This is a genomic window from Mycobacterium sp. Soil_C_30, assembly GCF_057656995.1.
This window is the reverse complement of record NZ_JBDGJH010000003.1, coordinates 365,806-384,117: the sequence shown is the minus strand read 5'-3', so window position 1 is coordinate 384,117 and position 18,312 is coordinate 365,806. Positions and strand designations below refer to the sequence as shown.

At 68.0% G+C, this 18,312-nt stretch carries 19 protein-coding genes; 10 read left to right on the top strand and 9 right to left on the bottom strand.

All coding sequences use genetic code 11. The annotated features are described in order from the left end of the window. Positions 1 to 37 precede the first annotated feature (37 nt). The 5 genes from AC3A6P_RS07560 (at position 38) to AC3A6P_RS07540 (ending at position 5,177) form a co-directional block, all read left to right on the top strand. A complete protein-coding gene (locus AC3A6P_RS07560) occupies positions 38 to 877 on the top strand; it encodes an alpha/beta fold hydrolase (protein ID WP_487690326.1) in 840 nt (279 codons plus the stop codon). 5 nt (positions 878 to 882) lie between these two features. Then, the gene (locus tag AC3A6P_RS07555; protein ID WP_487690323.1) at positions 883 to 2,970 is read left to right on the top strand and encodes a xanthine dehydrogenase family protein molybdopterin-binding subunit; all 2,088 of its coding nucleotides are present in this window, start codon (positions 883 to 885) and stop codon (positions 2,968 to 2,970) included. Further along, on the top strand, positions 2,967 to 3,476 hold the full coding sequence (locus AC3A6P_RS07550; protein WP_487690322.1) for a (2Fe-2S)-binding protein: 510 nt from the start codon (positions 2,967 to 2,969) through the stop codon (positions 3,474 to 3,476). Before AC3A6P_RS07555 ends, AC3A6P_RS07550 begins: the two co-directional genes overlap by 4 nt. Further along, the gene (locus AC3A6P_RS07545) at positions 3,473 to 4,459 is read left to right on the top strand and encodes an FAD binding domain-containing protein (protein ID WP_487690319.1); all 987 of its coding nucleotides are present in this window, start codon (positions 3,473 to 3,475) and stop codon (positions 4,457 to 4,459) included. Before AC3A6P_RS07550 ends, AC3A6P_RS07545 begins: the two co-directional genes overlap by 4 nt. A 64-nt stretch (positions 4,460 to 4,523) precedes the next feature. Beyond that, positions 4,524 to 5,177 carry a response regulator transcription factor gene (locus tag AC3A6P_RS07540; RefSeq protein WP_487690316.1) on the top strand — a complete coding sequence of 218 codons (654 nt, stop codon included), beginning with the start codon at positions 4,524 to 4,526 and terminating at the stop codon, positions 5,175 to 5,177. Here the strand turns inward: AC3A6P_RS07540 and AC3A6P_RS07535 are convergent. Further along, on the bottom strand, positions 5,155 to 5,520 hold the full coding sequence (locus AC3A6P_RS07535; RefSeq protein ID WP_487690313.1) for a response regulator: 366 nt from the start codon (positions 5,518 to 5,520) through the stop codon (positions 5,155 to 5,157). The genes AC3A6P_RS07540 and AC3A6P_RS07535 overlap by 23 nt on opposite strands. Positions 5,521 to 5,655: 135 nt before the next feature. Here AC3A6P_RS07535 and AC3A6P_RS07530 point away from each other — a divergent pair, with 135 nt between their 5' ends. Then, complete coding sequence (locus tag AC3A6P_RS07530; RefSeq protein WP_487690311.1) at positions 5,656 to 7,515, top strand: sensor histidine kinase; 1,860 nt, start codon at positions 5,656 to 5,658, stop codon at positions 7,513 to 7,515. Here AC3A6P_RS07530 and AC3A6P_RS07525 read toward each other — a convergent pair. Next, positions 7,498 to 8,238 carry a glycine betaine ABC transporter substrate-binding protein gene (locus tag AC3A6P_RS07525; protein ID WP_487690308.1) on the bottom strand — a complete coding sequence of 247 codons (741 nt, stop codon included), beginning with the start codon at positions 8,236 to 8,238 and terminating at the stop codon, positions 7,498 to 7,500. The genes AC3A6P_RS07530 and AC3A6P_RS07525 overlap by 18 nt on opposite strands. 75 nt (positions 8,239 to 8,313) lie before the next feature. Further along, positions 8,314 to 9,258, bottom strand: coding sequence for an endonuclease/exonuclease/phosphatase family protein (locus AC3A6P_RS07520; protein WP_487690305.1), 945 nt, complete (start codon positions 9,256 to 9,258; stop codon positions 8,314 to 8,316). A 136-nt stretch (positions 9,259 to 9,394) separates the two neighbouring features. Between AC3A6P_RS07520 and AC3A6P_RS07515 the strand changes: the two genes are divergently transcribed. Together AC3A6P_RS07515 and AC3A6P_RS07510 are read left to right on the top strand one after the other, a co-directional pair. Further along, a complete protein-coding gene (locus AC3A6P_RS07515) occupies positions 9,395 to 9,736 on the top strand; it encodes a DUF3140 domain-containing protein (RefSeq protein WP_487690303.1) in 342 nt (113 codons plus the stop codon). Continuing rightward, positions 9,733 to 9,906: a hypothetical protein gene (locus AC3A6P_RS07510; RefSeq protein WP_487690632.1), complete on the top strand. Its 174-nt coding sequence runs from the start codon at positions 9,733 to 9,735 to the stop codon at positions 9,904 to 9,906. Before AC3A6P_RS07515 ends, AC3A6P_RS07510 begins: the two co-directional genes overlap by 4 nt. Here the strand turns inward: AC3A6P_RS07510 and AC3A6P_RS07505 are convergent. From AC3A6P_RS07505 to AC3A6P_RS07490, 4 genes are all read right to left on the bottom strand, one after another. Then, complete coding sequence (locus AC3A6P_RS07505) at positions 9,893 to 11,314, bottom strand: AMP-binding protein (protein WP_487690300.1); 1,422 nt, start codon at positions 11,312 to 11,314, stop codon at positions 9,893 to 9,895. The genes AC3A6P_RS07510 and AC3A6P_RS07505 overlap by 14 nt on opposite strands. Next, complete coding sequence (frc, locus tag AC3A6P_RS07500) at positions 11,314 to 12,588, bottom strand: formyl-CoA transferase (RefSeq protein WP_487690298.1); 1,275 nt, start codon at positions 12,586 to 12,588, stop codon at positions 11,314 to 11,316. Before frc ends, AC3A6P_RS07505 begins: the two co-directional genes overlap by 1 nt. A gap of 12 nt (positions 12,589 to 12,600) precedes the next feature. After that, positions 12,601 to 14,325: an oxalyl-CoA decarboxylase gene (oxc, locus tag AC3A6P_RS07495; RefSeq protein ID WP_487690295.1), complete on the bottom strand. Its 1,725-nt coding sequence runs from the start codon at positions 14,323 to 14,325 to the stop codon at positions 12,601 to 12,603. 85 nt (positions 14,326 to 14,410) lie between these two features. Then, on the bottom strand, positions 14,411 to 15,520 hold the full coding sequence (locus AC3A6P_RS07490; RefSeq protein WP_487690293.1) for an alcohol dehydrogenase catalytic domain-containing protein: 1,110 nt from the start codon (positions 15,518 to 15,520) through the stop codon (positions 14,411 to 14,413). A gap of 52 nt (positions 15,521 to 15,572) precedes the next feature. Between AC3A6P_RS07490 and AC3A6P_RS07485 the strand changes: the two genes are divergently transcribed. After that, positions 15,573 to 16,031, top strand: coding sequence for an acyl-CoA thioesterase (locus tag AC3A6P_RS07485; protein ID WP_487690290.1), 459 nt, complete (start codon positions 15,573 to 15,575; stop codon positions 16,029 to 16,031). On the opposite strand, the gene AC3A6P_RS07480 is transcribed toward AC3A6P_RS07485, so the two are convergent. Next, positions 16,028 to 16,495 carry a hypothetical protein gene (locus AC3A6P_RS07480; RefSeq protein ID WP_487690288.1) on the bottom strand — a complete coding sequence of 156 codons (468 nt, stop codon included), beginning with the start codon at positions 16,493 to 16,495 and terminating at the stop codon, positions 16,028 to 16,030. The genes AC3A6P_RS07485 and AC3A6P_RS07480 overlap by 4 nt on opposite strands. 23 nt (positions 16,496 to 16,518) lie before the next feature. Here AC3A6P_RS07480 and AC3A6P_RS07475 point away from each other — a divergent pair, with 23 nt between their 5' ends. Continuing rightward, positions 16,519 to 17,142 carry a M15 family metallopeptidase gene (locus AC3A6P_RS07475; RefSeq protein WP_487690286.1) on the top strand — a complete coding sequence of 208 codons (624 nt, stop codon included), beginning with the start codon at positions 16,519 to 16,521 and terminating at the stop codon, positions 17,140 to 17,142. On the opposite strand, the gene AC3A6P_RS07470 is transcribed toward AC3A6P_RS07475, so the two are convergent. Beyond that, positions 17,117 to 18,301 (bottom strand): metallophosphoesterase, encoded by a 1,185-nt coding sequence (locus AC3A6P_RS07470; protein ID WP_487690283.1) that lies wholly within the window; start codon positions 18,299 to 18,301, stop codon positions 17,117 to 17,119. The genes AC3A6P_RS07475 and AC3A6P_RS07470 overlap by 26 nt on opposite strands. Positions 18,302 to 18,312: the final 11 nt, after the last annotated feature.

Genomic DNA, 18,312 nt, shown 5'->3' with positions numbered 1-18,312 from the left:
GACGACGCCGGGATGCTGACCGAGCAAGGTGGTCGGCATGCCTACCATCACTTCCTCCACCGTGAGAACACCTGACGGCATCGACATCTTCTACAAGGACTGGGGCACCGGCCAGCCCATCGTCTTCAGCCACGGCTGGCCGCTGTCCAGTGATGACTGGGACAACCAGATGCTGTTCTTCCTGTCCCAGGGTTACCGGGTGATCGCCCACGACCGCCGCGGGCACGGCCGCTCGACCCAGGGCGCCGACGGCCACGACCTCGATCACTACGCCGACGATCTGGCCGCCCTCACCTCCGCGCTCGACCTGCGCGACGCCATTCACATCGGCCACTCCACCGGCGGCGGTGAGGTGGTGCGTTACCTGGCCCGCCACGGCGAGGACCGGGTATCGAAAGCTGTTCTCATCAGCGCGGTTCCGCCCCTGATGGTGCAGACCGACGCCAACCCCGAAGGCCTGCCCAAGTCGGTGTTCGACGACCTGCAGGCACAGTTGGCCGCCAACCGTTCGGTGTTCTACCGAGCCCTGCCGACCGGGCCGTTCTACAACTTCAACGGTGAATCCTCTGACGAACACGAGGCGATCATCGCCAACTGGTGGCGCCAGGGCATGATGGGAGGCGCCAAAGCCCATTACGACGGCATCGTGGCGTTCTCGCAGACCGACTTCACCGAAGACCTGAAGCAGATCTCCGTGCCCACCCTGGTGATGCACAGTGAGGACGATCAGATCGTGCCGTACGTGGCCTCGGGCCCCAAGTCGGCGAAGCTGCTCCAGAACGGAATCCTCAAGACGTACCAGGGTTTACCGCATGGCATGCCCACGACGCACGCGGACGTCATCAACGCTGACGTGCTGTCCTTCCTGAAGGGTTGACAACGGTGATCGGAGAACCGATCGACCGCGTGGAGGGCAAGGCGAAGGTCACCGGCCACGCCCGCTACACAGCGGACACGCCGGTGGCCGGACTGACCTACGCCGTGCTGGTGCAGGCCGACGTGCCACGTGGTGTGGTCACCGCCGCGTCGCTTCGCGCCAGCTCCGGCCGCGCCGCAGCCGTCCCAGGTGTGCTGCACGTCCTCACCCCGCTGAATTGTCCTGCGCTGCACGAGCCACCGCGGGAGCTCACCTGGGACCTGCCCATCGAACGCAGGCCGCCGCTGTCGGATCTGACCGTGGTGCACGTCGGCCAGCACATGGCGATGGTGGTCGCCGACACCTGGGAGACGGCCACCTACGCCGCTTCCCTGTTCGACCTGCGTTACGGGCCGGGTACCGATGGCGACGACGGCCGGATCCGGCGCGACAGCTACCTACCGGATCACTTCGTCAAACTCGAGGACGAGAAGCTGCAGGACCAGCGCGGGGCTGCCCCCTCCGAGGCCGCGCACCGGGTCGCGTCGCACTACACGACACCGATCAACGCCCACTACCCGATCGAACTGTCGGCCACCATCGCGCAGTGGGACGGCGACCACCTCATCCTGCACGACACCACCCGGTGGATCACCGGCGAAAGACGCGTCCTCGCAGCCTATCTCGATATGCCCGAAGACCACATCCGCATTCTGTCGCCGTTGGTCGGTGGCGCGTTCGGCTCCAAGAGCTTCCTGTGGATGCACGTCGCCCTGACCGCCGTTGCGGCCCGCGAAGTCGGGCGGCCCGTCAAGCTGGTACTGACACGCAATCAGATGTTCTCCTCCACCGGGCACCGGCCGCGCACCGCGCAGGACCTGGTGTTGGCCGCCGATGCGGCCGGGCACATCCTGAGCACCGAACACCACACCGAGACGGAGACCTCCACCGTCGCGCACTTCTGCGAGCCGGCGGGGTTGTCGAGCCGATTCCTGTACCGGTCACCGCATCTGGTGGTGTCACACCGCACCCAGCCGATCAACGCGCCGACGCCGTGTTTCATGCGCGGGCCGGGCGAGGCACCGGGGCTGTTCGCCCTCGAGGTGGCCATGGACGAGTTGGCCGTCGAGGCCGGAGTCGATCCGCTGGCACTGCGCATCCGCAATCATGCCGACCACGACCAGACCACCGGCCAGAGGTGGTCGGGCGCCCACCTGCTCGACTGCTATCACGCGGGCGCCGCCCGCTTCGGCTGGCAGGATCGACCCCTGACATCGCGTGCGTTGCAGCGCAACGGCACCCAGGTCGGGTGGGGAATGGCCACCGCCACCTATCCCGGCCGCCGGATGCCGGCGTCGTGCCGGGTGAGCACGCTGGCCGATGGGCGGGTACGGTTCGCGTCGGCCACCCACGAAGTGGGCACCGGCGTACGCACCGTGATGACCCAGATCGCCGCCGACGCCACCGGGTTTGGGCTCGAACGCGTCGAATTCGTCTCCGGCGACTCGCATTTCCCGGATGCACCCTATAGCGGCGCCTCCCAGACCAGCGCCACTGTGGGTTCGGCGGTACTGCAGGCGGCGCAGGAATGGCGCAGGCGCGCCGAGGCCGGCGAGGAACTCGACTTCACCGTCACCAGCACACCCGACGGCGGCGCCGGCGGGGTCTCGCAGTCCTTCGGTGCACATTTCTGCGAGGTCGAAGTCGACGAGCAGCTCGGCCGTGCGACGGTGACCCGCTGGGTGGCCGTGATGGACTGCGGGCGGGTGCTCAACCCCAAGCTGGCACGCAATCAGGTGATGGGCGGCATCACGTTCGGTCTCGGCATGGCATTGCTGGAAAGCGTTCCCTACGACAAGAATTCGTCACAGCTCATCGGCGAGTACTACGTACCCACCCACGCCGACCGTCCCGACTTCGACATCACCTTCGTCGACACTCCCGACTACGGCCTCGACCCGGTGGGCGTGCGCGGTATCGGCGAGATCGGCGCCTGCGGTGTCCCCGCCGCGATAGCCAACGCAGTCTTTCACGCCACCGGAAAGCGGGTGCGTGACCTTCCGATCACACTGGAGGACCTGATGATTCCCTACCCATCCCCGGATGTCCGATGAACATCGAACTGACCGTGAACGGCCACAGACACGACCTTGCGGTCGACGTCCGCACCACCCTGCTGGACGTGCTGCGCGAGCGGCTCGCCTCGACGGGCACCAAGAAGGGCTGTGACCACGGGCTCTGCGGCGCCTGCACCGTCGCGGTGAACGGGGAGCGTGTGGTGAGCTGCCTGACGTTGGCGGTGTCCGTGGACGGAGCCGAGGTGGTGACCATCGAGGGACTCGCCGACGGTGACACGTTGCATCCGCTGCAGGAGGCGTTCCTGGAACAGGACGGATTCCAGTGCGGCTATTGCACTCCGGGGCAGATCATGTCGGCGCATGCGATGCTGCGTGAGCACGCCCGGGGCGACCTCAGCGTGGCCTCGTTCGAAGCATCCGGGTCCGCCGCCTTGACAGCCTGCGAGATCAGAGAACGCATGGCGGGCAACATCTGCCGGTGCGGTGCGTATGCCAATATCGTCGCCGCGATCAGCACGGTGGCCGAAAGCGGCCGGCAGTGAAGACCTTCGATTTCCAGCGCGCCACCTCACCCGAGGACGCTGTGCGCCGCGTCACCGAGACCGGTGGCCGCTACTACGCCGGTGGCACCAATCTCCTCGATCTGATGAAGAACGGGGTCGAGCAGCCCGACACTCTGGTGGACCTGCGGCAGCTGAACCTGTCCGCCATCACCGCCACCCCGGACGGCGGCGTCATCATCGAAGCGGGCGTCACCAACTCCGCCGTCGCCAACCATCGGCTGATCCGCACCCAGTACCCGATGCTGTCGCAGGCCATCCTGAGCGGGGCGACCACCCAGCTGCGCAACATGGCCACCGCCGGCGGCAACCTGACCCAGCGCACCCGGTGCCCGTACTTCATGGACCCCGCGTTCGCCGCCTGCAACAAACGCCGGCCCGGTTCCGGGTGCGCGGCGCTGCACGGGTTCAACCGTGAACACGCCATCTTCGGCGCCGGCGACGACTGTGTGGCGGTGCACCCCTCCGACATGGCCGTCGCCCTGGCCGCACTCGACGCCACCGTTCAGATTCACGGTGCCGACGGGCGACGGAACATTGCCATCGCAGACTTCTTCCGGCTCCCCGGCACCACCCCGCAGCGTGACAACACGTTGCGGCCCGGCGACTTGATCACCGGTATCGAGCTGGCGCCCTCGCCGTTCGCCGCGCACTCGTGGTATCTCAAGGTCCGTGATCGGCACAGTTACGCCTTCGCCCTGGTATCGGTGGCCGCGGGCCTGGTGATCGACGACGGTGTGATCCGCGCGGCCGCACTGGCTCTCGGTGGTGTCGCGGCCGGCCCGTGGCGCGTTCGCGACGCCGAAGACGCCTTGATCGGTCAGCCGCCGGGCCCCCAGGCTTTTCACGCTGCGGCCGAGGCGGCATTACGCGGGGCAAAACCCCTGAGCCAGAACGGCTTCAAGGTCGACCTGGGCAAGCACAGTGTGGTCAGGGCGTTGACGCTGGCCGCGCAGAAGCGCTGAAGCAGCGCACGGCTCGACGGGCATGGAACAATCTGGCGACACCGCTTCGATGCAGGAGGCCGCCATGAGTGACGTACGGGTCGTGATCGCCGACGACGACGTCCTGTTACGCGAGGGACTGGCCAGCCTGCTGGAACGGTCCGGCTTCGAGATCGTCGGGCAGGCCGGCGACAGCGATTCGCTGCTGTCGGTGGTCCGGGCACACAAACCCGACCTCGTGGTCACCGACATCCGGATGCCGCCCACGCACACCAGCGAAGGCCTCGATGCCGCGCAGGTGATTCGAGCCGAGTTCCCCGATACCGCAATTCTGGTGCTGTCCGCGCACGTCGATGTGGACCATGCGATGGAGCTGCTGGCCGGCGGACGCGCCATCGGTTACCTGTTGAAGACCCGGGTCACCGATGTGGCCGACTTCGTCGACACGGTGGGACGGATCGCCGGGGGCGCCTCGATCGTCGACCCTGCGCTGGTCCAGGAACTCGTCTCAGCCCGTCGGCGCGATGACCCCCTGGCGGCGCTGAGCACCCGCGAACACGAGGTCCTGACGCTGATGGCCGAAGGACTGTCCAATGCCGGGATCGGCCGCCGGCTCTGGGTCACCGAAGGCACCGTGGAAAAGCACGTGCGCAGCATCCTGACCAAGCTGGATCTGCCGGAGACCGGCGATGATCACCGCCGGGTCCGCGCGGTGATCATGTACCTCGACTCCCGCTGACCATCCTGCGGATCGATTCCGGCGACAACGAGAATTTCGGCAGGAACCCCAGCGCCGGGCTGTCGGCGATGAGGTCGGCGAAATCCTGCTCCGAATGTGTCGAGATCAGGATCACCGACGGCTCCGGCGGGCCTGCCCGGTGCAAGGCCTCGGCCACGTCGAAACCGCTCTCGGCGCCCAGGTCGATGTCGAGCAGGATGACGTCGGGCTGCAGGTCCTGGCTGCAGCTCAGCGCTTCGGCTTCGGTGGTGGCCATACCCACCACGTCGATCCCCGCCCGTTCGAGCATGCTGCGCGCAGCCGCCCGGAAAGCGGCGCTGTCGTCGACTATCAGACAGCGCATCGGATCACCTTGTTGCCGCACATTTCCAGATTGTCAGAGCGTTGCGGCGGTGGCATTACCGCTACCGGGAAGATCTGGCCGAACCCCGGCCGGACCGGTGCTGAGCACTGTCTTCGGCCTTACGATCAGCGGGTGATGAGCATCGGCCCAGGCGATATCACGCCACCGGACCACACCGACGGGTCGCTACGCACCCGCTTGCTGGCATTGGTCCTACGCCCCACCGCACCGCCGTTGACGGCGGGCGTGGCCACCGCCGCGGTCCTGATCGCCGCCGAGGTCATGCTGGTGCACCTGCTCAAACAGGTGGCGCCGGAGAACGCCTTCGGTGCCGTCTTCCTGCTCGGCGTGCTGGTGGTCTCGGCGAGCTGGGGATTCGGCCTGGCCCTGGCCACCTCGCTGGCCAGCACGCTGGCCTACGTGTGGTTCCACGTCATGGAGGGCAGTGGCAGCCTCGCCCCGGCGGGTCTGCTGTTCCTGACCATTGCGCTGCTGTCCAATGTCCTGGTCGGGCAGGCGCGGCTGCGGGCGCTGGAAGCCGACCAACGTCGCCGCGAGGCCGACCTGTCCGCCGAGTTGGCGCGCATCATGTTGCGCGCCGCCGACCTGCCGGCCGCACTGGAGGCGGCCAGCGCCCGGATGGCCGAAGTACTGGAGATCCCGTACGCCACGCTGACCACCGAAACCGGACTGACCGGCGACGGCCACCACGTCGTCGCGCTCAGCGACGGGACTGCCCCGGTGGGCAGTCTGCTGGTACCGGCGACCCTGTCGAACGCACAGACCGAGCGCGTGCGCCGCTTGGTGCCGTCGCTGGACGCACTGTTGTCCGCGGCTCGCGACCGGGAGCAGATCAACGCCGCTGTCAGCAGCATGGCCGAGCAGCAGGCTGCGTTGCGGCGCGTCGCCACACTCGTCGCCCGCGGCGCCGACCCCACCGACATCTACCCCGTTGCCGTGGCGGAACTGGCACGCGGCCTGCGGGCCGAGCACGTGACGCTGGTGCGGTACGAATCCGACAGCGAGGCGCAAGTGCTGGCCGGTACCGATACCGATATGCACCGCAGCTTCTCCCCCGGCGAACGTGTCTCGCTGGTGGGTGACAGCGTGACCATCCGGATCAAGGACTCCGGCCGGCCGGCGCGCGTGGACGACTACAGCGGCGCCCTGGGCCCCATCGCGGCCCGTATCCACGAACTGGGCCTCGCCTCGGGGCTGGGCGCTCCGGTCACCGTGGACGGCCGGGTATGGGGTGCGCTGATCGTGGGCTCCACCCGGTCGACGTCGATGCCGCCCGAAACCGAGGCGCGCGTCTGCGATTTCGCCGACCTGGTGGCGACGGCGATCCTGAATGCGGAGACCCGCGCCGAACTCAAGGCCTCCCGGGCCCGTATCGTCGCCGCGGCCGATCAGGCCCGGCGCGGTTTCGAGCGTGACCTGCACGACGGCGCCCAACAGCGCATCGTCTCGCTCGGCCTCGAACTCGGCGCCATGCAGGCGTCCGTGGCTGCCGACAATCCGGAACTGGGCGCCCAGCTCAGCGGTGTGGTCGAGGCGTTGTCGGGGTTGTACGCCGACCTGCAGGAGCTGTCCCGCGGCATCCACCCGGCGATCCTGTCCCGCGGCGGCCTGGGACCCGCGATCAAGACCCTGGCGCGACGGTCCCCCGTGCCGGTCGAGTTGACGCTGGAAATCGATGGCAAGATCCCCGACTCGGTGGAGGTGGCCGCGTATTACGTTGTGGCCGAAGCACTCACCAACACCGCCAAGTACGCCCAGGCCTCCTTCGTCACCGTGCACGCCCGCGCCCACGGTGAACACCTGGAGCTGGCCATCACCGATGACGGTGTGGGCGGCGCCCACGCCGGCGGCGGCTCCGGCCTCATCGGGCTCAAGGACCGGGTGAACGCGCTGTCGGGTGAGCTCACGGTCAGCAGCCCACCCGGCGACGGGACCACCCTGTCGGTCTCGATCCCGCTAGCGCCCGACCACTGACGCCCGCTGCAGACGATCGTCGAGTTCGCTGACCGTGGCATTGCCGAGGTGCAGTCTGCGCAGTTCATCCAGAGCCGCCAGGCCGATCCGCCCTTCGGCGTCCTTGCGGACCACCAGCGTCGCCTGATCTCGGCCCCCGAGAACACCTTTCGGATCACCCAGCTCACGAATCCGGTAGCGGTGGTGCAGCCATTGCGGATGCCACAGCGGGACGACCACCCAGCGCTGTTCGGCGACCGCGCGGATGAAGCGGCCGAAGCACTGCTCTTCGGTACCGGCGCGGAACTCGTACCCGTGTTCCGCCAGACCGTACTCCTCGACCGCTCGCGCGGAGAACCGGCTGATGCCGGCGCCGGGATTGATGCCCTGGATCAGCCGTTCCATCTGTTGCAGGGCAACGGGTTTCCTCAGGTCCCCGATCTCGGCCACGTAATCCATGGGCACGTAGTCGGGCACACCCCAGATGCAGTACGGCTCGTACAGCACGGTGATCATGCTGACCTCACGCGCGAACGGGGCGAGGTACTGGCCGTGGCTGTGCGGTAGCCAGGCTGCGACCAGGACGTCGATGTCACCGCGGCGCAACCGGGCGAACATCTCCTCGTGCGGGGCAGCCGAGCGCTCGATCGCGTGGCCGTGTTCGGCCAGTATGCGCTCGACCTCCCAGGCCGCGGCGTCGTGGAAACTCAGGTCGATGTGCCCGACTCGGATCGGTTCGGTCATCTCTTCAGTCCACCGCACCCGGCGGGCTGAGCCAATGGGGGCTACCACCAAAATCGCAGGTGGGGAAACCCACCATCAGTGAGCCCGGACAGCGAGAAGTCGGCGCCGCCAAGGGCGATGGCCGCTGGCCGCATTCGTGACCGGCTGTGCGGCGAGGCGGCACAGCACACCGAAATGATCCGAGGGGAAGATCCTGGGCAGTGACTGCGAAATCGGTTCGCGGCCCAGCAGTTCGATGCTGTCCGGGGACCACGCCGTCCCTTTGACCAACACCCTGTCGAACCGCACGTGGCGATGCTTGTTCTTCATGTCGTAGCGCATGTGATTGATGGAGGTGTCCTCGGTGAACCCTGGATCATCGGGGCGCAGCACAGGCCAGATGTCACGGTACTCGGGGCGCAGCAGATGGTTCTCGTCGTCGCGCATGTTGAAATCGCCGAGCATGATCACGTGGTCCGCGCCGCGCAGAGCCCGGAACACACACCACAGTTGGCGCGCCCGCAGCCGTTTCGCCTTCTTGCTGCTCTCCAGGTGCAGCGAGACGATGGTCTGCGCCACGCCGTTGACGTCGAACTGCGCGCTCAGATATCCCCGGGCCAGATGCGTGGGCAGGCGGGTGTAGGTGGCGCGCCGGATCGGCAGCCGCGACAGCATAAGCATCCCGTACGGGCCCAGATCGCCGCCGGTGATGGCCACCCGCGCGTAATGCTTCCTGACCCAGGACTGCGCGAGGAAGATCTCGAGCGCCTGCTCGGTGACTTCCTGGAACACCATGACGTCGGGCAGTTCCCGGGACAGTAGAGCTGCGATGGCGCGGTAGCGTTGCGCGGCGTAGAGATCGTTGAACCAGATGTTGTACGTCGCCACCGTCAGATGGTCACACTCGACGGGGCGGGTGGCCGGCGCCCTGTCGCGCCAGCTGTCGGCATGCACGTCGAAATAGCCGACCGGTAGGGCGATCTGGTGACGGCGCAGCACGTCAACCGCCCGCCGGGTCGGCGCCTGGCGGGCGGCGCGCAAGGGTGGTGCTCAGGTCCACGTGGGGTTGATACCCGGCATCGGTGACACCCAATCGGATGTCCGGATTCGATCGCGCCCAGACGGGTAGCCGTTGGGGACCACCGAAAAACCGCCGACGAAACGGGAGGTGAGCCGCGTGTCCGCACACGTGGACGTCGACAGCGAACTGTGGGATGAATTCCACCGCGTTGTGAACATGACCTCGCGGGAGCTCTCGGAGTGGTTGCGCACCCGTGCGGCCACCGAGGACGCCGAGGAATTGCCCGACCAGGCCGGTAGCGAAACAGGTAAACACGTTCTGGCGATCCTGCAGAAACGCCGGACCGATCTGACCGACGACGACGTCCGGGTGATGCGCAACGTCGTCGACCGCATCCGTGCCGAGCGCGGCGACGAACCGGAACCCACTGCCGGTCAGGCGCACTGGCGCTACCGGCTGATGACACTCGGGCACGATCCCCTCAAGGAGGGACGATGATGGAACGCGGAAGCTCCAAACACAGTGCACGCGAGGACGACTCGCTCAAAGCCGAGCTACAGGGCACCATCAAGGGCAATCGCTCCAGTCGCGCCGAAGAGTGGCGTGATCCCGAGCCGCCTGCCGACGACGATCCCGACGTGCCGACCGCGGGCCCTACTGACCGCTGAGCGCCGTTGCCAGGCCGCGCGACACCGCGGCACGGTCGATGTCCTTCTTCGCGGTCAGAGGAAGTTCACCCACCGTCATGATGCGCTGTGGGATCTCGAACGGCGCCAGCAGGCTGCGGCAGTACTCGGTGAGTGCAGCCATGTCGACGGGTGCCGACGAGCGGGTGACCACCGCTGCGGCCACCTGTTCGCCATAGAGGTCGTCGGGCACCCCCACCACGGCGGCCTGGACGATACCGGGGAAGGTCAACAGGACCTGTTCGACGTGCTCCGGGGAGATCTTCTCGCCACCGCGGTTGATCAGGTTCTTGATCCGCCCGGTGACCACCAGGTTGCCGTCGAGGTCCAGCACGCCGAGATCGCCTGTCCGCAGCCAGCCGTCGCGGAACGGATCCGCGGGCTGTGTCCCGAGATACCCGCGCATCACCGTCGGTCCGCAGAACATGATCTCTCCTGACTCACCTGGGCCGCACTCGTTCCCGTCGCTGCCGACGACGCGCGCGACGAGTCCCGCGGGCGTTCCCACGGTGTGTAAACGCACCGGAAGCGCGTCGCCGGGCCGCACCGAACTGGCCTGGTGGGTGGTCTCGGTCATCCCGTACGCCGCCACCACCTGTGTGTCGAACCGCGCTTCCAGTTCGGTGACCAGATCCGGGCTCAGCGGCGCGCTGCAGCTGCGGATGAACCTCAGCGCCGGCAGCACATCACCGCGTTGCAGGACTATCCGGTGAATGGTCGGCACCGCGGTGTACCACGTCGCTCCCGCGGCCCTCATGTCGTCGGCGAACGTGTGCGCGGTGAACCTGCCGTGGCTCGGCAGCAGGACCGCTCCCCCGGCGGTGAGGGTGGCCAACAGCGCCGCCACCAGGCCGTGCCCGTGGAACAACGGCATCACCGCCACAGTGGCATCGGCCGCGCTGAGCGCGTAGCTGTCGACCACCGCCGCAACGCCGGCGGACAGGCCGGTGTGGGTCCAGGGCACCATCTTCGGCGTACCGGTCGTCCCGGAGGTCAGCATCACCAGCGCGTCGTCCCCGCCCAGACCCACCGGCCCCGCCACATCACGGAGTTCACCGACGGCGGCCTGCCCGTCGGCCAGCACGGTCCGTGCTCCCACCAGGTCGAGACGGCGGTGCCGCTCCTCGTCCGGCAGCGCGGGATCCAACGGGGCCGCCACCATCCCGGCGCTGGTGGCCGCCAACAGGTTCACCACATAGTCGACGCTGTTGCGGCCCTGGATCCCGATCACCTCACCCGGGCGCAGCCCCTGGCGCGTGAGCGCGGCGGCACGGACGGAAACCCGTTGCCCGAGTTCGGCATACGTGATCTGCTCGCGCTCGTCCCCGGCGATCAGTGCCGTCGACTGCGGCGCCGCATCGGCCAGCAGATCCGCCAAGTGTTGCCACATCAGCGTTGCGCCAGGTGGGTTTCACGGATGATCCCCGCGGTGCTGAGCCCGGCGATCTGCTCGTCGGTGTAGCCCAGGCCGGTCAGCACTTCGGTGCTGTGCTCACCCAGCAGTGGCGCACCCGTGATCTGCGGGGTGAAATCGGAGAACTTGACCGGGCTGCCGACGGTCAGGAACTTGCCGCGCCCCTCCTGCTCCACCTCCACGACGGTGCCACTGGCGCGCAGGGCGGGATCGTAGGCGATCTCCTTCATGCTGAGCACCGGCGCGCACGGCACGTCGTACCTGCGCAGGATGTCGACCGCTTCGTATTTGGTCTTGTCGGACAGCCACTTCTCGATATCGGCGAAGATGTCGAAAAGGTGTGGTTGCCGGGCGGCCGCCGTGCGGTAGGCGGGGTCGTCCACCCACTGCGGCTTGCCCAGCGCCTCACACGTCTTGGCCCAGTTCTGTTCCTGGATGGTGAAGTAGATGTAGGCGTTCGGATCATCCTGCCAGCCTTTGCATTTGAGCACCCAGCCGGGCTGCCCGCCGCCGCCGGCATTGCCGCCGCGGGGCACCGCGTCACCGAACGTGCCGTTGGGGTACTGCGGATACTCTTCCAGGTATCCGACCGCTTCGAGCCGTTCCTGGTCCCGCAGCTTCACTCGGCACAGGTTCAGTACGGCGTCCTGCATCGACACCGAGACCTTCTGTCCAACGCCGGTTTTCTCGCGAGCCAGCAGCGCTGTCAACAACCCGATCAGCAGGTGCATACCGGTGTTGCTGTCCCCGAGCGCCGCCGCACTCACCGTCGGCGGGCCGTCCCAGAACCCGGTGGTGGATGCGGCACCGCCGGCGGCCTGGGCGACGTTCTCGTAGACCTTCAGATCCTTCCAGGGGGACTCGTCGTTGAATCCCTTGACCGATCCGAAGATCAGACGCGGGTTGATCTCGTGAATGTGTTCCCAGGACAAGCCCATCCGATCCATCGCGCCGGGAGCGAAGTTCTCCACCAGGATGTCGGCGCCGCGGATCAGCTTCTCCATGACCTCGAGACCCTCCGGAGTCTTGGTGTTGATGGCCAGCGATTTCTTGTTGCTGTTGAGCATGGTGAAGTACAAAGCGTCCAGGTCCGGGACGTCGCGCAGTTGGTGCCGGGTCACGTCACCCCCGGTCACCCGCTCGACCTTGAGGACGTCGGCTCCGAACCAGGCGAGCATCTGCGTACAAGCCGGTCCGGCTTGCACGCCGGTGAAGTCGATGACCTTGATACCGGCCAGCGGTGCAGTCATGGCGATGTCCTTTCAGTGGGCAGCTTGCAGTGCGCTGCGCGGATTGAGGTTGGTCAGATGTCCGCTCTCGGTGCCGGCATGGATGTCGAGTTCGCAGTCGATGAGTGCCGGCCGCCGCGCGGCGATCGCTTCGGTGAGTGCGGACTGCAGTTCTGCGGAGGTACGCACGTGGTGGCCGGTGCCGCCGAACGCCTGGATGAGGTGTTCGTGATGGGCGCGGGCGGCCAGTACCGTCGGAGCGGGGTCAGGGGCCTCGGGGCCGCCGAAACGAGATGGGTCGTCGCCGCGGTACACCCCGCCGTTGTTGAGGATGACGACGGTGATGGGAAGCTGGTAACGGCAGATGGTTTCGATCTCCATGCCGCTGAATCCGAACGCGCTGTCACCCTCGATCGCCACCACCGGCTGGCCCGACTCCACCGCCGCGGCGATGGCGTATCCGAGGCCGATTCCCATGACGCCCCAGGTACCGCAATCGAGGCGGTGGCGTGGCACGGTCATGCCCAGCACGTTGCGCCCGATATCGAGGGTGTTGGCGCCTTCGTTGACGACGTACGCCTCCGGGTGGTCGCGCAACACGTCGCGCACTGCGCGCAGTGCGTTGTAGAACCGCATGGGTTCGGGGTCTTCGGCCAGTCGGGTCGCCATCTTGGCGTCGTTGACGCGGGTGCGTTCGGCCAGCTCGTGCCGCCAGGCCTGCGGACAGCTGACCGGGTGCCGGTCCAGGGTGTCCACCAGGGCGCTGAGCACCGAGCCGATGTCACCGGCCAGGGGCACCGCGGTCGGCTGGTTGCTGTCGAATTCCGCTGCATCGATGTCGATCTGGATGAACTTGGCGGTCGGCGCCCACTGCGGTGCCTCGCCGTGGGCGAGCAGCCAGTTCAGCCGCGCTCCGATCAGCAGCACCACGTCGGCCTCGGCCAACGCCAGTGAACGGGCCGCTGCAGCCGATTGCGGATGGTCGTCGGGCAGCAGGCCTTTGGCCATCGACATCGGGATGAACGGGATGCCGGTCTGCTCGACGAAGTTCGTGATGGTGTCGTCGGCCTGCGAGTACGCAGCGCCCTTGCCGAGGACGATCAGCGGTCGCTGCGCCTGGGCCAACAGGCCGATCGCCTCCAGGACGCTGCGGTGTGACGGGAATTGCGGTGGTGCAGGGTCGTTGACCTTCCACACCGATGCCGCACCGGCGGCGGCGTCGATGGTCTGCGCCAGCACCGATGCGGGGATGTCGAGGTACACCCCGCCGGGCCGGCCCGACACGGCGGTGCGGATGGCGCGGGCCACCCCTCGGCCGATGTCTTCCACCCGGTTGATGCGAAAGCTGGCCTTGGCGAACTGCTTTGCGGCGTTCATCTGATCCAGTTCTTCGTAATCGCCGCGCTGCAGATCTACGATCGCGCGGTCACTGGAGCCTGCGATGTGCACCATCGGGAAGCAGTTGACGGTGGCGTTGGCCAGCGCCACCATGCCGTTGAGGAAGCCGGGTCCCGAAACGGTCAGCAGGATGCCGGGTTTCTTGGTCAAGAAGCCCGCTGCCGCTGCGGCATGGCCGGCCGCGGACTCGTGCCGGAAGCCGATGTAACGGATTCCAGAGGCCTGAGCCAGCCGGGCGAGGTCGGTGATGGGGATGCCGACCACGCCGTAGATGGTCTCGACGTCGTTGAGCTCGAGCGCGTCGACAACGAGGTGGAAGCCGTCGGTCAAAGTGTCCGCGTGTTGCGCTGTCTCGGTCATGTACCGAGTGTCATGCGCGGTGGGCGGCAGAACCACCGGGCTGGCTGGACACCCTCAGGTAGTGCTAGCCGCCATTACCGCGGCCTCACCCGAATTCGATCACCTGGCGCACCGCCCGGCCGTCGGCGAGTTCATCCATCCCGTGGTTGATCTCGTCGAGGGTGATGGTCGCCGAGACCAGCGACTCGACGGGCAACCGGCCCGATCGCCACAACTCGACGAAACGGGGAATGTCGCGCGCCGGCACCGCCGAACCCAGGTAGCTGCCGATCAGCGACCTGCCTTCGGCCACGAACCCCAACGGGGACAACGTGATCCGCGCATCTGGGCGCGGCAGGCCGACGGTGATGGTGCGGCCGCCCGGCCCGGTGAGCGCGACGGCGGTCTCCAACGCCGCGGGATGGCCCACCGCCTCGATCACCACGGGAGCCTTGATCCCGGCCTCGACGGCTTCATCCGGGGTGTACACCTCATGCGCACCGGCAGCCGACGCGTCCGCGAGCTTGTCGGGTAGCCGGTCCACCCCGACCACGCGCACATCGTCGTGAGCCAGGGCGGTGAGCACCGCGGCCATCCCGACCCCGCCGAGGCCCACCACCACCACGGTCTGGCCGGCTCGCGGCTGCCCGGCGTTGAGCACCGCACCGCCGCCGGTGAGCACCGCACAGCCCAGCAGCGAAGCCACCGTCGGCGGCACATCCGCATCGACGGGCACCACCGACCGCCGGTCCACCACGGCATGCGTGGCAAACCCCGACACCCCGAGATGATGCAGAACCGGTTGCCCGGCCCGGTTCAGCCGGACCGCACCGCTCATCAGGGTGCCGGCACCGTTGGCGGCACTGCCGGGGATGCAGGGCGCCAAGCCGTCGGTGGCGCACGCCGAACACTCACCGCAGCGGGGCAGGAAGGTCATCACCACCCGCTGGCCGACCGACAGATCGGAGCTGCCCCCGACCTGCTCGACCACACCGGCGGCTTCATGGCCCAGCAGCATCGGCATCGGCCGGACCCGGTTGCCGTCGACGACGGACAGATCCGAGTGGCACAGCCCCGCGGCCTCGATGCGGATGAGCAGCTCACCCTCACCCGGTGCATCGAGTTCGAGCTCGGCGATGTGCAGCGGAGTGGAGTCGGTGTAGGGCCGCGAAAGCCCGATCTCGTCGAGCACTGCACCGCGAATGGAGATGGTCATGACTTTGCCTCCTAACTACGCCTAGCCTGCCGCACCTGCCAGACTGCAGCGCATGGACACCAACGAACGCGCCTTGACCAGCGCCGACTTCCCGGTGCACTGGCCGGTGCTGACCCGCTGGACCGACAACGACATGTTCGGCCACCTCAACAATGCGGTGTACTACGCGCTGTTCGACACCGCCATCAACGCCTGGATCAACACCAGTACCGGCGTGGACCCGTTGACGGCGCCGTGGCTGGGAGTGGTCGCCGAGTCCGGCTGCCGCTACTACGCCGAGCTGAAATTCCCCGACCCGCTGATGATCGGCCTGGCCGTGGCGAAGCTCGGCCGCAGCAGCGTCACGTACCGACTGAGCGCGTTTCAATCAGGGGCAGGCGAAACCGACCAGCAGCATCCGGTGGCCGCCGTCGGGCACTGGACCCACGTGTACGTCGACCGCACCACCCGCCGACCGGTGCCGATTCCCGACGTCATCCGTGCGCTGTTGGAGACCGCGGAACGCGATTAGCCACACAACCCCTGCAGCGTGCCGTTGAGCGCGTCGATCTCCTGCAGCCGCGCGGCCTGGGCCGGGTCGGTGTTCAGCGCGCCCGCCGTGGCGGCGGCACCGAAATCCATCAGGGCCTCACCGAACTTCTGCAGCGGTTCGGCCAGCTCAGCCGGGGTCGCCGGCGCCAGGCGCGCCAGCACGTACTGCCCGCCGCCGATCAGCGCCACCCTGGCGTTGGCCGCCGCGGCGAGCGCGCCGGTGACATCTCCACCGGAGGTGGCCAGGTTGGTGTTGGTGGCCACCCCGGTGCGGACCGTGGCGTACGCCGCGCAGGCGGTGTCCTTGGCCGACGCCTGCTGCTCGACGGTGTACTCGGGGACGCGCCCGGACCGCCACCAGGTGTACACCGACACCACCAGCGCGACAGCGCCCATCACACACGCCAACGCGGCCAGAATCACGGCGCCGCGCGATCGTTGCATGCCGTAGATCGTAGAGTTTGCCCATGCGGAGCGGTCGGTGGCTGGCGGCAGCGGTCTTCGTGCTGGCCGGCGGAGTGCTGGTCTTCGGCGCCGGCGCGGCACCCGCGTACGCCGAGCCACCGGCCGATCAGGACCCCGATCTGGTCGGTACCGCCGCCACCGGCCCGGTACCGCCGCAGCAACCGTTCTCGGTGGGTGACACCGCGGTCGATTCATTCGGCGGATTCCTGCCCGACGGAGTGCAACTGACCGCCTTCGACGTCGCCGACCCGATCATCGGCCGGTTGGATCCCGCGCTGCTGTCGGCGGTCCAGGAGGCCACCCGTGCCGCGGCCGCCGAGGGCGTCGAGATGCGCGTCAACTCGGGCTGGCGGTCCCGGGGTTTCCAGGAGCGGCTGTTCGACGACGGCGTGCGAACCTACGGAAGTGTCGAAGCGGCACAGCAATTCGTGGCCTCCCCGCAGACCTCCGCGCACGTAACCGGCAAAGCCGTCGACATCGGTCCACCGGAGGCAGCAGCGTGGATGTCACGCAACGGGCCGCGTTTCGGGTTGTGCCAGGTCTTCGCCAACGAACTGTGGCATTACGAGCTGACCGCCGACGGCCAGGGTGGGTGCCCGCCTATGCGACCGAACGCCGCAGGGTGAGCACGGTGATCTCACTGGGCGCGAACACCCGGAACGGCGGCCCCCAGAACCCGGTGCCCCGGCTGGTGTAGAGCTGCGTGCGGGCGCCGTGACGGCTCAGCCCGTGGACCACCGGCTGGTCAAGGCGAACCAGGACGTTGAACGGCCAGATCTGCCCGCCGTGGGTGTGCCCGGAGATCTGCAGATCCACGCCCGCCTCGACGGCCGCGGCCACCTGTTTGGGCTGGTGGGCCAACAGCAGCACCGGCGCCTGCGGGTCGGCGCCGGTCAAGGCGGTGGCCAGGTCGGCGCCGTGCCCGTCGAGTCCGGAGGCGGCGGCGGTGCGGTCGTCGACGCCGGCGATCACCAACGTGTCACCGCCCCGTTCGACCGTGATGTGCTTGTTGTGCAAGGCATCCCAGCCGATTCGCTGGAAGTGGTCGAGCCAGCCCTGCGCCTCGCTGAAGTACTCGTGGTTGCCGGTGACGTACACCTTGGCCAGCCTGCTGCGCACCCGGGCCAGCGGGGCAGCCTGCGCCTCACGGACCTCGACGGTGCCGTCGGCGACGTCACCGACATGGCAGACCACGTCCGCGTCCAGTTCGTTCACCCGGTCGATCACCGCCGCCGACCACGCGGCGCGGTCGATGGGCCCGTAGTGCGTGTCGGTGATCATCACGACACGCAGCCCGTCGAGCCCGGGCCCGAGCCGATCCAGCAGCACGTCGACCTCACGGGTGCGCGGCACCCGCATCGCCTCCCGGTTTCCCCACACCAGCAACACGGCCACCACGACCAGCACCGCGGCGGCGACCAGCCGTGACCGCACCGGGTCCGCCACACCCGCCGCAAACAGCACGGCACCGAGCACCTGGCCGATGACCGACCACACGAACAGCACCCACGCCGAGCCCAGTAGGACGTCCCCGGTGACCGCAGCCCAGTCCAGGTGCCGGCGGCCGTGCCCGAGTGTGGTCATGACGGGCAGCGCGACGAACATGGCGACCAGGACCAGGGTGCCCGTCACCACCACCGGGACAGGCCATGCGGCCGCGGGCGACAGAAGCGTCCACCAGGGCACCCCGAGCAGGATCGCCATGACGGTGAACACGATGGCCAGGCGCCGCCACCGGCGGCGACCGCGGGTTCTGGGCGCGGACTCGGCGCGGGCTTCCGACATTTCCGCCAGCG

Bases quoted from the DNA above. Each gene is read 5' to 3' on its own strand.
- AC3A6P_RS07560 (WP_487690326.1), top strand. From the start codon at position 38: ATGCCTACCATCACTTCCTCCACCGTGAGAACACCTGACGGCATCGAC.
- AC3A6P_RS07550 (WP_487690322.1), top strand. From the start codon at position 2,967: ATGAACATCGAACTGACCGTGAACGGCCACAGACACGACCTTGCGGTC.
- AC3A6P_RS07540 (WP_487690316.1), top strand. From the start codon at position 4,524: ATGAGTGACGTACGGGTCGTGATCGCCGACGACGACGTCCTGTTACGC.
- AC3A6P_RS07535 (WP_487690313.1), bottom strand. From the start codon at position 5,520: ATGCGCTGTCTGATAGTCGACGACAGCGCCGCTTTCCGGGCGGCTGCG.
- AC3A6P_RS07530 (WP_487690311.1), top strand. From the start codon at position 5,656: ATGAGCATCGGCCCAGGCGATATCACGCCACCGGACCACACCGACGGG.
- AC3A6P_RS07525 (WP_487690308.1), bottom strand. From the start codon at position 8,238: ATGACCGAACCGATCCGAGTCGGGCACATCGACCTGAGTTTCCACGAC.
- AC3A6P_RS07510 (WP_487690632.1), top strand. From the start codon at position 9,733: ATGATGGAACGCGGAAGCTCCAAACACAGTGCACGCGAGGACGACTCG.
- AC3A6P_RS07505 (WP_487690300.1), bottom strand. From the start codon at position 11,314: ATGTGGCAACACTTGGCGGATCTGCTGGCCGATGCGGCGCCGCAGTCG.
- frc (WP_487690298.1), bottom strand. From the start codon at position 12,588: ATGACTGCACCGCTGGCCGGTATCAAGGTCATCGACTTCACCGGCGTG.
- oxc (WP_487690295.1), bottom strand. From the start codon at position 14,325: ATGACCGAGACAGCGCAACACGCGGACACTTTGACCGACGGCTTCCAC.
- AC3A6P_RS07490 (WP_487690293.1), bottom strand. From the start codon at position 15,520: ATGACCATCTCCATTCGCGGTGCAGTGCTCGACGAGATCGGGCTTTCG.
- AC3A6P_RS07485 (WP_487690290.1), top strand. From the start codon at position 15,573: ATGGACACCAACGAACGCGCCTTGACCAGCGCCGACTTCCCGGTGCAC.
- AC3A6P_RS07480 (WP_487690288.1), bottom strand. From the start codon at position 16,495: ATGCAACGATCGCGCGGCGCCGTGATTCTGGCCGCGTTGGCGTGTGTG.
- AC3A6P_RS07475 (WP_487690286.1), top strand. From the start codon at position 16,519: ATGCGGAGCGGTCGGTGGCTGGCGGCAGCGGTCTTCGTGCTGGCCGGC.
- AC3A6P_RS07470 (WP_487690283.1), bottom strand. From the start codon at position 18,301: ATGTCGGAAGCCCGCGCCGAGTCCGCGCCCAGAACCCGCGGTCGCCGC.